This window comes from Arthrobacter sp. Dra40 (genome assembly GCF_059091905.1).
On record NZ_JBNHHB010000017.1, the window covers coordinates 1 to 11,886 of the forward strand.

Genomic DNA, 11,886 nt, shown 5'->3' on the forward strand with positions numbered 1-11,886 from the left:
TCACCGCACGGGAGGACGCCAAGGACGCGATCGCCGCGGAGCAGGCCAAACTCATGGTCGCCCTGGATCAGCGGATGCGGGCCGAGCGGGCCGCCAAAGGCGTCCCGGCCGCCCGGCAGGGCGAGGGGATCGCCAAGCAGGTCGGGCTGGCGCGCCGGGAGTCCCCGAACCAGGGCGCTTTGCTGCTGGGCCGGGCCAAGGTCCTGGTCAATCAGATGCCGCACACGCTCAAGGCACTCAAGGCGGGGTACCTGAACGAGCGGCGGGCGGCGATCCTGGTCAGTGAAACCGACTGCCTCACCCCCGAGCACCGGGCGGCGGTGGATGAGGAACTGGCCGGGAACCCGGACCGGCTGCACGGGCTCGGGAACCGGCGGCTGGAGGCCGAAGCCAAACGCGCCGCCTACCGGCTGGATCCGCACGCGGTGGTGAAGCGGGCCGCGAAGGCCGAAGCGGACCGGTATGTCTCCTCGAGGCCCGAACCAGACACCATGGTGTCCGTGAGGACGTTGCTGCCGGTGGTGCGGGGGGTCGCGATGATGGCCGCGCTGCAGCAGGAGGCGGACCGGCTGGCCAATGCCGGGGACCCCCGGACCCGGGGCCAGGTGATGGCCGATACCGTGTTTGAACGCGTCACCGGTCGCAGCACCGCCGACCCGGCCGACCTGGAAGTCCAACTGGTCATGACCGACCGGACGATGCTGCAGGGCGAGAATGAACCGGCCTGGCTCACCGGCTACGGCATCGTCCCGGCTCAGTACGCCCGGGACCTGATCCGCCTGCCCCAGGACCCACCCGCAACATCCCAACCCCGCAGAGGAGGCATCCCGCCGGGAACGAACCAGCCTGGCACGAGCCCGCCGGGAACCGGGCAGAAGGCTCCGCCGGCCGGAACCGAGCCGGGCTGGAAGACCGCCCGCGAGCAGGCCCGGCAGGAAAGGCTGCGGAACCTGAAAATCGGCGGCGTGGAGGACGTCTGGATCCGGCGGCTGTATACCGCTCCCGAGGACGGGCAGCTGCTGGGCATGGACTCGAAGGCCCGGAAGTTCCCCGACGGGATCCGGCGGATGGTCATGGCCCGGGACGCGATCTGCGCCGCTCCCTGGTGCGACGCCCCGATCCGGCACATCGACCACATTGTCGCCTGGTCCGAGGGCGGGCCCACCACCCTGGCCAACGGGCAGGGGCTGTGCGAGCGCTGCAACCACGCCAAGGAAGCCGACGGCTGGTCCACCACACCCGTCGACGGGCCACGCCACGCCGTGGAAACGACCACACCCACCGGCCACACCTACACCTCCACCGCACCACCCCTACCCGGCACCATTGCTGGCGGACCGACAGCAGAGGCAGTGGCTGCGCCGGGTGGAAAGCGCACCGCAAGAGAACCGCTGTTGCTGGTGGAGGCGGCCCTCCGGCAAACGGCTGCGGGGGACGGTGGGCGCCTTGCTGCTAGCGCTGCGAGAGGATGGGCGGTTGTTCGGATTCCGCGGGAGGATCTGGTCCGCCCTGCAGCCTGACAGGGAGAACGGCGCGGGGACAAGCTCGAGGCTGGTTCCCACGCCGCTTCTGCGGAACCTATGCCAGGTGTTTGTCGGCGTAGATCTTCATGGCGTCCCTCACGAAGGATGCGCGTTGCTCGCCGCCGTAGTTGGCGCCGAACCGCGGGTCGGCCACATACATTTCGCCCAGGCCAGTGAAATAGCCGAAGGACACTTTCTGGCCGCCGTTGGCGCTGGAGAGCCAGTCGAATTGACGCCGTGCCAAAGTCTGGGCCTCATCGCTACTTGCAGCCAAACCGGCCTGCGCGGTGGCAACCCAATCTGCCATCAACTGCTTTGAGTGTTCCTTCCAAGATGTCCGCTCGGCGTCGGACATGCCGCGCCACCACCGGTCGCCCGTGGCGTAAGCGTCCTTTCCCCAGCGCTCTTCGACTTCCTGCTTGTACTGGGTGTGGTCGAATCCGTCGAACATTTCATCTGCCATGAGCTGTTCGCCCCTTTCCGTTTTGTTGATAGTGGTCCGTACTGAGGCGATCTGCCTTTCAAGTCGATCGCGCTCCTGCAGGAGAAGTTCCAGATGCCCGCGCAGAGCGGCCGTCGTATCCCGTGTGCCTTCCAGCACCTTGTTGATTTCAGGCAGACCCAATCCAAGCTGGCGCAGCAGGAGGATCCGCTGCAGCCGAACCAAGGCCTCGTCGTCGTAATAGCGGTAGCCGTTGTGGCCCGTGCGGCTCGGCTCCAGCAGGCCAATGTCCTGGTAGTGCCGCAAGGTCCTGCTGGTAGTCCCGGCAGCTCTGGCGATTTCCTGAATCGAATACGTTTTGACCTCCGGTGTCATACCCATAGCAACAACTATGAACCTTGACGCAACGTCAAGGTCAAGAAGTGTGGTGGCGGATTCATCGGCGCATTGTGCGGTCGGCATCGGCAGACGCAGACAGGAGCTACCGGGCGGGATAACATCGGCACGTGCACGCAGACCGGCCCGCTGATTCTCCCCGCGGCAGCCGCGGCAGGGTGCATCTGCCGGGCGGGAGGGCTCCTACTAAACGCCACGGCATCCAATTGCCGGTCCCACTGGCACTGCTGCTGGCGCTGCTCGCAGGAGTGGGGCTGGCCGTGCAAAGCCGGCTCAACAGCCAGCTGGGAATCGAACTGCAGGACAGTGTGGGAGCAGCCTTGGTCAGCTTCGGCACGGGCTTCGGGGCGGTGGTGCTTTTTGCGCTCGTGCGGCCGAAGGCGCGGGCCAAATTGCGTGCCGTTCCAGGACTGCTGCGACGGCGGGTGTACCCGCGCTGGTACCTGCTGGCGGGCGTCGTCGGTGCCCTCTACGTGTTTGCACAGGCGGCAACTGTGGGGCCAATCGGATTATCCCTGTTCACCATAGCGATCGTGACCGGCCAGATGGCCTCCGGCCTGCTGATGGACCGGTTGGGCATCGGGGCAGGCCGGAAGATTGCGGTCAGCGGGGCCCGGATCACTGGTGCCGTGCTCGCCTTCCTGGCAGCGATCCTCGCCGCCAGCGCCCATTTCGGGCCATCAACTGCAGTTGGCCCGCTGGTGTTGTTCATGCTCATCCCACTGTTGTCTGGGCTGTTGCAGAGCGTGCAGCAGGGCGTCCTGGGCCAGATCGGTACGGCGCATGGCAGCCCGGTGATCTCCACGCTGCTGAACTTCGGTGTGGGAACGGTGGCCCTGCTGGCGGTCTGGATCGTGCAGGCGATGATCATCGGGCATGCCGACCTCCTCACCGGGCAGTGGTGGCTGTATCTGGGCGGTCCGCTCGGTACCCTGATCCTTGCCGCTGCCACAGTTTGCGTGGCCAGCACCGGCGTGCTGCTGATGACGCTGACGGTGATCAGCGGACAGTTGGTGGGAGCGTTGGCTGTGGATATTTTCTGGCCGTCGGCGGGGAGCGTAGTCGGCCCGGAAACGCTGCTGGGCATCGGATTGACTGGCGTGGGACTGCTGATTGCGTCGCGTGCCGGCCGCCTTCGCCGCGCGGGCTGACTGAGGCAGGGTCGGCTCACCGCGAGCCCGGCCCGCATCCCCGCACCCCCTCAGCGGAAGGCGGGGAAGCCGGTGATTTTCTGGCCGAGGATCAAGGTGTGGACTTCGTCGGTGCCTTCGTAGGTGCGGACGGATTCGAGGTTGTTGGCGTGGCGCAGCGGTGAGTAGTCCAGGGTGATGCCGTTGCCGCCGAGGATGGTGCGGCATTCGCGGGCGATCTCGATGGCTTCGCGGCAGTTGTTGAGCTTGCCGACCGAGATCTGGTGCGGCTGCAGGTTCCCCGCGTCCTTGAGCCGGCCCAGGTGCAGGGCGAGCAGGAAGCCCTTGTTGATCTCCAGCGCCATGTCGACCAGTTTCTGTTGTGTGAGCTGGTAGCCGGCCAGCGGTTTGTCGAACTGCAGGCGTTCCTTGGAGTAGTCGACGGCGACTTGCCAGGCGTCGCGGGCGGCGCCCATCGCGCCCCAGATAATGCCGTAGCGGGCTTCGTTCAGGCACTCGAACGGCCCGCGCAGTCCCTTCGCGTTCGGCAGCAGCGCGTCGGCGGGCAGACGGACGTCGGTGAGTTCGATGTCGCACTGGATGGAGGCGCGCATGGAGAGCTTGGGCTCGATCGGGGTGGCTTTGAAGCCGGCGGTGTCGGTGGGAACGATGAACCCGCGGACACCGTCCTCGGTGTGGGCCCAGATGATCGCGACCTTGGCGACGGAGGCGAGGCCGATCCAGCGTTTGGAGCCGTTAAGCACCCAGTCGGCGTCGGGACCGGAGCCGTCGCGGCGGGCATAGGTTTTCATATTGGCGGGGTCGGAGCCGGCGGAGGGTTCGGTCAGGCCGAAGCAACCGATAGCTTCGCCGGCGGCCATCTGCGGCAGCCACTGCTTCTTCTGCTCCTCGGAGCCGTGTTTGTGGATGGCGCTCATGGCCAGCGAGCCCTGCACGGAGACGAAGGTGCGCAGGCCGGAGTCGCCTGCTTCGAGTTCGGCGCCGGCCAGACCGTATTCGACCGCGGAGCGGCCGGCGCAGCCGTAGCCGTCCAGGTGCATGCCGAGCAGGCCGAGCTTGGCCATCTCGGGCACGATCTCCAGCGGGAAGACCGCCTTTTCGTACCAGCCGCCGATGTTCGGCTTGATCGCGCTGTCCACAAAGGCACGGACGTCGCTCCGCAGCGCCAGCTCGGCATCACTGAGCAGCGAGTCGAGATTGATCAGATCGGCTTCGGCGGACAAGTGGAGCCCCTTCGTTCGGAACAAAGTTTCCGGCTCGGTGGCAGCCGGTTGTTCCCACGATAACCGCTGGCAGGAGCAGCGCGCCGTTGCGGCGCTACCATGGGCCAATGGACGACGGCGGTGCCTCCTTCGGCCAGATGCGCTCGGTAGGCGGAACAGACCCGGAGGACCGGGCAGCGTTGGCCATCCTGCAGATGCTGCAGGATTTGGAACCATGGCTGCAACGGGACCAGGCCTCCGTTGAACCGGGATCCCCGCTGGCCCAGCTGGACGAACAATTCACCGCGGCCCAAAGCGTGAGCAGTCTGCTGCGCCAGTCCTTGGCAGCGGCCACCGACAATGTGCTGGCCCTGCGCCGGCTGTTGTTCGAGGAACACGGCGGTCAGGGGCCGGCGGAATACCGGTTGCAGACGCACGCGCCGTACTCGCTGGTGCGGACGGTTATCGAATGCACGTCCACCGTGTTGTGGGCGCTGCTGCCGGCCGAGGGCACGGAGCGGGCTCGACGCAGTCTGGTGCTCGTTGCACGGGATGTGTTCAACGCGGCGTCGTTCTGGGATGCCTATCTGGCGGACTTTCAGCCCGAACGGCATGCCCGGGCGATGGAGTATTTTAACGGGCTGCGCCGCACGGTCAACGAGGTGGCGGAGTCGCTGCGGCTGCCGCCGATTTTTTCCAGGAAGGCCGACAATTCCTGGGGCTACGCCACCAAGAACCGGACACAGACCTCCATCCTGAAGGACCTGCGGACCGAGGACCTGCCGCCGTCGTTGATGTATGTCTGGCAGTTCTGCAGCGGTCACTCGCACGGCCTGGAGTGGGCGGCCATGGGGGGATCGCGCTACCCGGATCCGTTCAACGAATTCGGCACTGGGACATTCCGGGCGGGGAGCATGGAGCAGCTGCGGCAGATGTGCGATGTCTCGCTGAATCTGGTGCCGCGGGCCTGGGAGGTCTTCGACGCGCAGCGCCGGGTGTGGCCGGTGCTGTAGGTGGCTGGTTGAATCAGCGGTAGGCGCGGTGCAGGTTCTCCTTGGTGGAGACCCCGGTTGGGCGTTCCGAGATCCACGGTCCGGTGCCCTCCGATGGATCCAGGATGCCGGCTTCGAACCACGTGTAGTCGCCGGCGAGCACCCGAGCGGCGAGCTTGCCGTCGCTGGCGTCCGAATTGCGCCAGAGTTCGCCGAAGAGCTGGTGGATCCGCTCCCTGGACTGCAGGCAGAAGGCGTCCGCCAACTGGTACGCTGCCTTGCCTTGTGCAGGGTCCTGGCTCCGCAGCATTTCGGCATGGCTGCAGCTGGCGGCCATGGCGAAGAGTTCGGCGCCAATATCCACAATCCTGCCCAGGAACGCTTGCCGCTTCTCCAGCCCCGCCTGCCATCGGCCCATGCCAAGGAACGTCTGCCGGGCCAGCCGGCGGGACGAACGCTCGATGTAGCGCAGATGCTTAGCCAGCAGGCCGAAGTCTTTATAGGCCGTGGGATTCATGCCTTGGCCGGCGAGCAGCTGAGGAAGCCATTTGGCGTAGAAGCCGCTGGCACCCACGGCCGCCTTTGCCTTGGCCTGGAGATCGGCGTCGGCCGAGGCCAAATCTCCGGCGGCGGACAAGTGCGCGTCCACAGCCTCGCGGGCAATCAGCAAATGCATGATTTCGGTGGAGCCTTCGAAGATCCGGTTAATCCGCATGTCGCGCAGCGATTGTTCGGCCGGCACGGCGCGTTCGCCGCGGGCGGCCAACGACTCGGCGGTCTCAAAGCCTCGGCCACCGCGGATCTGGACCAACTCGTCGGCAATTTTGAAAGCGAATTCGCTGGACCACAGCTTGGCCAGCGCTGCTTCAATCCGGACGTCCTTCATGCCGGCATCGGCGAGTCCGGCAGACAGCTCAAAGACTGCGTTGAGGGCAAAAGAGCTGGCGGCGATGAAGGCGATCTTCTTGCCGACCGCCTCATGCTTGCCGACGGGCTTGCCCCACTGCACGCGCGCGTTGGACCATTCCCGGGCGATCTTCAGCGACCATTTACCGCCAGCCGCGCAGAGCGCGGGGATCGAGAGGCGACCGGTGTTCAGCGTGGTCAACGCGATTTTCAGGCCCTGCCCTTCACGGCCCAGGCGGTTGGCCGCGGGGACACGGACGTTGTCGAACCGGGTCACGCCGTTTTCGATGCCCCTGAGGCCCATAAAGGCGTTTCGGTTTTCCACCGTGATGCCCGGGGAGTCAGCTTCCACCACGAACGCTGAGATGCCGCCATGCTGCCCGTCGTGCTCCGGGACCTTGGCCATCACCACCACCAGTTCCGCGATCACCCCGTTGGTGGTCCAGAGTTTGCTGCCATTGAGCAGGTACCCCTCGCCGTCCTCGGTGGGAGTGGCGGTGGTGCCGAGCCGCGCGGGGTCGGAGCCGACGTCGGGTTCGGTGAGCAGGAAGGCGGTCACGGCGCCGGCCGCGCAGCGGGGCAGGTATTCGCGCTTTTGTTCTTCGGTGCCGAAGACCTTGACCGGCTCGGGAACGCCGATGGACTGGTGGGCCGAGAGCAGCGCTCCGAGCGAAGGATGTACCGATCCCAGCAGCATCAGGGCGCGGCCGTAATAGAGCAGCGACAGCCCCAGACCGCCATATTCGACCGGGATCTTCATGCCGAAGGCGCCCAGTTTGGCCAAGCCGTCGAGGTATTCGTCCGGGATCTTCGCGTCGCGTTCTATCCGTGCCCCGTCCATGCTGCGGGCGTACTCCTCCAGCGCCGCCAGGAACGCCTCGCCGGCCGCACGCTCGGACGGGCTCGGCAGCGGATGCGGGTGGATCAGGTCGAGTTCGAACCGGCCCATGTACAGGCCCTTGGCGAAGCTCGGCCGAGTCCATTCCGTTTCGCGCGACGCCTCGGCCAGTTCGCGCGCGTCCCGTTCGCTGGTCTCCGCCGGGCCGGCCGTCCCTGCTTCGGCGGGCAACGGTCCAGCGGCGGCCTCCGCGCTGGCGCTGGCTTTTTTCTGGTCGGTCTCGGCGCTCATGGCAGTCCCCTTCGACGCGGGCCTGCCGGGCTTCAGGCCCTGTGCTGTCCCCTCATGTTACTTCCCGGTAGCTCTTTTGCCGAGGGTCTTTTTCGCGCCTGGGGAATATCCCGGATTACCTGAAGCTTCAACTAATGGAACACTGCACGCGACCCCCGGGAGCATTAATGGACTTCGGCATCTTCACCTTCGGCGAACTGACGCACGGCCCGGACGGTGAGGCGTTGTCGCCCCGGCAGCGCCTGGAGGAACTGGTCCAGCTGGCGAAGATCGCCGATCAGGCGGGCATCTCCTTCCTGGGGCTCGGCGAGCACCATCGCAAGGACTTCGCCATCTCGGCCCCCGAAGTGGTGCTGGCCGCCATCGCGCGAGAGACCACCACGCTGCGCCTGGCCACCGCCGTCACGGTGTTGTCCACCCAGGATCCGGTTCGGCTGTTCGAGCAGTTCGCCACGCTGGACCTGCTCTCCGGCGGCCGGGCGGAAATCATCGCGGGCCGCGGTGCCTTCACCGAGTCCTATCCGCTCTTCGGCTACGACATGGCCGACTATGACGGCCTGTTCGAAGAGAAGCTGCAGCTCCTGCTGGCCGCCCGCGAGCAGGAGAACCTGAGCTGGAACGGAACGCACCACCACAGCATCCGCGGCATGGACGTGGCGCCGCGGCCGCTGCAGGAGAAGCTGCCGGTCTGGGTCGGCGTGGGCGGCACGCCCTCTTCCTTCGAGCGCGCCGGCCGGCTGGGCCTGCCGTTGTACTTGGCGCTGCTCTCCGGACCGCAGCACTTCACCCGGCACATTGAGTACTACCGCGAATCCGCCGCCGCGCACGGGCACGACCCGGCCACGCTGCCGGTGGGAACGGGCGGCCATTTCTTCGTGGCGCCTACCTCCCAACAGGCCCGCGATACGTTCTACCCGCACTACCGCGCCTACTTCGAGCAGAACATGCCGCGGCCGGCGGGGCATTTCCCGCGCGAGACCTTCGAAGCCTGGGCTGGCCCAGGCGGGGGACTCTTGGCCGGAAGCCCGCAGGAAGTGATCGACAAGATCATGGAGCAGTACCAGTTGTTCGGCCACGACCGCTACATGGCGCAGGTGGGCCTGGGCGGACTACCGTTCGCGGACACCGCCCGGTCCATCGAACTGCTCGCCACCGAAATCATGCCGGTCATCCAGCGCGAAACCCACCCGGCCAAACGGCCCTAGCTGTTCTCCGCGGCCTCTACATGCCGCAGGATCGCCTCGGCGCAGGCCGCCGGCTGCTCCCAGTGCACCATGTGCCCGGCATCCTGCACCGAGGTGTGCCGCCAGTCCGGGTGCGTGGCCAGAAAATCCGCGACGGCGCCAGGCGGCCGGGTGGGATCCCGTGTGCCGGTCACCACCAGGGTCGGTGCCGATACCAACTCCGCCACCTCCGGCGCCGCACCGGTCACGCCGGCCAGCAAACTCTGGCGAACGACGGCGGGGTGTCGCCTGAAGGTGGCCAGGAACGTTTCGCGGTCGCCGCCTTCCGGCTCGGTGCCGCCCCGAAACCACGCTCCGAGCAGCTCCTCGCCGGCGGCCAGGTCTGCTTCCGGATCGGAAGATTCGTCGCCGAACAGCCGGGTCAGCTTGTCGACGGTTGCCGCCGACGGTGCCACCGGAACCATCCCTACCAAGGTGAGCGACGCCGTCGTGCGCGGGAAGCGTGCCGCGATGGTGGCGGCGATGCTGCCGCCCAAGGAGTGCCCCACCCAGTGCACAGGCCCGCCGCCGAATCGTTCGGCCATGCTGGTGGCGGCGTTCTCCACCGTCCAGTCGAAGCCCGCGCGAGGGTCGCTGCCGTAGCCGGGGAGGTCCGCGGCCACCACCCTGCGGCCGCCGGCGGAGAGTAGGTCCGCCAGCGGTTTCCAGTACGCCGCGGAGCAGGCCCAGCCGTGGAGCAGGACGATGGGTTGGGGCATGACTTGATTATGCACGGGCCGGCGCCCGCTCCCGGGGGTGCGTATGCCAGCTGCTCTGGGCGTGGACCGCAAACAGGTGGCCTTCATGGGGTACTGGCGGGCCGGTAAGGCCGAACTGTAGCGGTTGCCATTAGCCTGTCCCTAGCGGGCCGCCGCTCCGGCGGCCGGGACAAGGAGTTGGTGTGGCGATTGTCAACGGCGAAGTCTCTTTTTGGTATGCCGACGGCGGGCTGCCCGAGCCCGGCCCGGCACTGACGGAGAGCACGACGGCGGACGTCGCCGTGGTCGGGGCGGGCTACACCGGTTTGTGGACGGCTTACTACCTGAAGCAGGCCCGGCCGGATCTTGACGTGGTGGTGCTGGAGAGCCGCTTCGCCGGCTTCGGCGCGTCGGGCCGCAACGGCGGCTGGCTGACCAACAGCATGACCGGCGGCCGCGACCACTATGCCGCCAGCCACGGCCGCGAGCTGACCGGCCGGTTCCAGACGCTGCTGAACCAGACCGTGGACGAGGTCATCCGGGTGGCCGCGGCCGAAGCCATCGACGCGGACATGTACAAGGGCGGCGAACTGATCGTGGCCCGGAACCCCGCGCAGCTGCAGCGGCTGCAGGCCTGGGCCGCGGCGGAATCGGTCTGGCCGGAGGCCGGCGCCCGGCTGCTGGATGCGGCGCAGACCAACCAACGCATCCGGATCGACCGGGCAGTCGGATCGCTGTTCCAACCGCACTGCGCGCGGATCCAACCGGCCAAGCTGGTCCGCGGGCTGGCCGACGCCGTCCGGCGGATGGGGGTGCGGCTGTACGAGGGAACCACCGTCACCGACATCCAGCCCGGCCATGCCCGCACTGACCGCGGGACCGTCCAAGCGCGGTACATCCTGCGCGCTACCGAAGGCTTCACCGCCGGCCTGAAATCGGCGCGCCGGGACTGGCTGCCGATGAACTCCTCGCTGATCGTCACCGAACCGCTGCCGAAGGACGTCTGGTCGGAGATCGGCTGGGACGAGGCAGAGGCCCTGGGCGACATGGCCCATGCGTACATGTACGCCCAGCGCACCGCCGACGGACGGATCGCGCTCGGCGGCCGGGGCGTGCCCTACCGCTACGGCTCCGCACTGGACTCCGACGGTGCCACGCAGCCGAAAACCGTGGCACAGCTGGCCGATATCCTGCATTCGATGTTCCCGGCCACCCGCGGCGCCCGCCTGGAGCATGCCTGGTCCGGCGTGCTGGGCGTCCCGCGCGACTGGAAGGCCACGGTCGGCCTGGATCCGCAGACCGGGCTGGGCTGGGCCGGTGGCTATGTGGGCACCGGCGTCGCCGCCACCAACCTGGCCGCCCGCACCTTGCGCGACCTTATCGTCGATCCGGACAGCGAGCTGACACGGATGCCGTGGGTGAACCGGAAGGTGCGCCGCTGGGAGGTGGAACCGCTGCGCTGGATCGCCGTCCAGGCCATGTACGCCGCCTACCACGCGGCCGACCGCGCCGAGGACGGCCGGCTGGAATCCACCTCGCTGGTTGCCCGGATTGCGGATAAAGTTTCCGGGCGCGGCTGACCCCGCCACTGCCATACTGAATCCATGGACGTTGACGGACAGGTGGAGCCGGACGGGTTCTGGGCCATGGTGGCCGAAGGTGAACAACGCATCCGGGAGACGTTCCCCGAGCTGCCCTGTTTCGCCCTCGCCAATTGGGACGGCCCCGTCATGGTGGGGGAATGGATTGAAGATAACGGACCGCACGGGCTGCTGCACGGCGATCCAGGACTGGGTGTGCCCCATGCCCAGGTCTTGACCACCGTGCACGGCGTGAACCAGAGCATCCGAACGATGCGGCTGGGGTCGGGCCCGATGGCGACGGACACGGACTCCTTTCGGCAGAAACTCAACGAGTTGGAGCTCCAGGAACCGCGGATGGTTGGCATCGCCGTCGACGGTGACGAGGTGGAGTTTGCGCTCTGGCAGGACGGCGGCAAATGGTGGGCCGGCGCGGAGCGTGACGGCTACGGCATCATGATCGAGGCCGCCGGGCTCGACCCGGACCGGGTGGCGCTGCAGAGAGTGGCCAGCATCGAACCGTACCTGGACGCGCGGCGCGTCTGGCTGCGGCAGGTCCGCGGCGAAGTCTAACTACGACGGCGGGTGGCCGGCTGTGAGCCGGCCACCCGCCGCCTTCTCATCCCAAGGTCGGGCTCCCACCC

10 protein-coding genes are annotated in these 11,886 nt (G+C 67.4%); 6 read left to right on the plus strand and 4 right to left on the minus strand.

Features of this window, described 5'->3' with window-relative positions; translation table 11 throughout:
* The coding region (locus AC5RWT_RS10375) for an HNH endonuclease (RefSeq protein WP_494080156.1) at positions 1-1,520 on the plus strand (1,520 nt) is incomplete at its 5' end.
* Between the two features lie 58 nt (positions 1,521-1,578).
* On the opposite strand, the gene AC5RWT_RS10380 is transcribed toward AC5RWT_RS10375, so the two are convergent.
* Positions 1,579-2,346, minus strand: a complete 768-nt coding sequence (locus AC5RWT_RS10380; RefSeq protein ID WP_494080157.1) for a MerR family transcriptional regulator — start codon at positions 2,344-2,346, stop codon at positions 1,579-1,581.
* Positions 2,347-2,471: 125 nt separating this feature from the next.
* On the opposite strand from AC5RWT_RS10380, the gene AC5RWT_RS10385 reads away from it, so the two are divergent.
* On the plus strand, positions 2,472-3,512 hold the full coding sequence (locus AC5RWT_RS10385) for a DMT family transporter (RefSeq protein WP_494080158.1): 1,041 nt from the start codon (positions 2,472-2,474) through the stop codon (positions 3,510-3,512).
* 50 nt (positions 3,513-3,562) lie between these two features.
* Here AC5RWT_RS10385 and AC5RWT_RS10390 read toward each other — a convergent pair whose 3' ends face one another.
* Positions 3,563-4,735 (minus strand): acyl-CoA dehydrogenase family protein, encoded by a 1,173-nt coding sequence (locus AC5RWT_RS10390; RefSeq protein WP_494080159.1) that lies wholly within the window; start codon positions 4,733-4,735, stop codon positions 3,563-3,565.
* A 107-nt stretch (positions 4,736-4,842) separates the two neighbouring features.
* Here AC5RWT_RS10390 and AC5RWT_RS10395 point away from each other — a divergent pair, with 107 nt between their 5' ends.
* The gene (locus AC5RWT_RS10395; protein WP_494080160.1) at positions 4,843-5,727 is read left to right on the plus strand and encodes a hypothetical protein; all 885 of its coding nucleotides are present in this window, start codon (positions 4,843-4,845) and stop codon (positions 5,725-5,727) included.
* A gap of 13 nt (positions 5,728-5,740) precedes the next feature.
* On the opposite strand, the gene AC5RWT_RS10400 is transcribed toward AC5RWT_RS10395, so the two are convergent.
* Positions 5,741-7,741 carry an acyl-CoA dehydrogenase family protein gene (locus AC5RWT_RS10400; protein WP_494080161.1) on the minus strand — a complete coding sequence of 667 codons (2,001 nt, stop codon included), beginning with the start codon at positions 7,739-7,741 and terminating at the stop codon, positions 5,741-5,743.
* Positions 7,742-7,908: 167 nt separating this feature from the next.
* Here AC5RWT_RS10400 and AC5RWT_RS10405 point away from each other — a divergent pair, with 167 nt between their 5' ends.
* Positions 7,909-8,946 (plus strand): LLM class flavin-dependent oxidoreductase, encoded by a 1,038-nt coding sequence (locus tag AC5RWT_RS10405; RefSeq protein WP_494080162.1) that lies wholly within the window; start codon positions 7,909-7,911, stop codon positions 8,944-8,946.
* On the opposite strand, the gene AC5RWT_RS10410 is transcribed toward AC5RWT_RS10405, so the two are convergent.
* Positions 8,943-9,683: an alpha/beta fold hydrolase gene (locus tag AC5RWT_RS10410; protein ID WP_494080163.1), complete on the minus strand. Its 741-nt coding sequence runs from the start codon at positions 9,681-9,683 to the stop codon at positions 8,943-8,945. The two genes, AC5RWT_RS10405 and AC5RWT_RS10410, sit on opposite strands and share 4 nt — an antisense overlap.
* A 188-nt stretch (positions 9,684-9,871) precedes the next feature.
* Between AC5RWT_RS10410 and AC5RWT_RS10415 the strand changes: the two genes are divergently transcribed.
* Positions 9,872-11,242, plus strand: coding sequence for an NAD(P)/FAD-dependent oxidoreductase (locus tag AC5RWT_RS10415; protein ID WP_494080207.1), 1,371 nt, complete (start codon positions 9,872-9,874; stop codon positions 11,240-11,242).
* 24 nt (positions 11,243-11,266) lie between these two features.
* Complete coding sequence (locus AC5RWT_RS10420; protein ID WP_494042805.1) at positions 11,267-11,815, plus strand: hypothetical protein; 549 nt, start codon at positions 11,267-11,269, stop codon at positions 11,813-11,815.
* The last annotated feature ends 71 nt before the right edge of the window (positions 11,816-11,886 follow it).

Bases quoted from the DNA above. Each gene is read 5' to 3' on its own strand.
- AC5RWT_RS10405 (WP_494080162.1), top strand. From the start codon at position 7,909: ATGGACTTCGGCATCTTCACCTTCGGCGAACTGACGCACGGCCCGGAC.
- AC5RWT_RS10380 (WP_494080157.1), bottom strand. From the start codon at position 2,346: ATGGGTATGACACCGGAGGTCAAAACGTATTCGATTCAGGAAATCGCC.
- AC5RWT_RS10400 (WP_494080161.1), bottom strand. From the start codon at position 7,741: ATGAGCGCCGAGACCGACCAGAAAAAAGCCAGCGCCAGCGCGGAGGCC.
- AC5RWT_RS10420 (WP_494042805.1), top strand. From the start codon at position 11,267: ATGGACGTTGACGGACAGGTGGAGCCGGACGGGTTCTGGGCCATGGTG.
- AC5RWT_RS10410 (WP_494080163.1), bottom strand. From the start codon at position 9,683: ATGCCCCAACCCATCGTCCTGCTCCACGGCTGGGCCTGCTCCGCGGCG.
- AC5RWT_RS10395 (WP_494080160.1), top strand. From the start codon at position 4,843: ATGGACGACGGCGGTGCCTCCTTCGGCCAGATGCGCTCGGTAGGCGGA.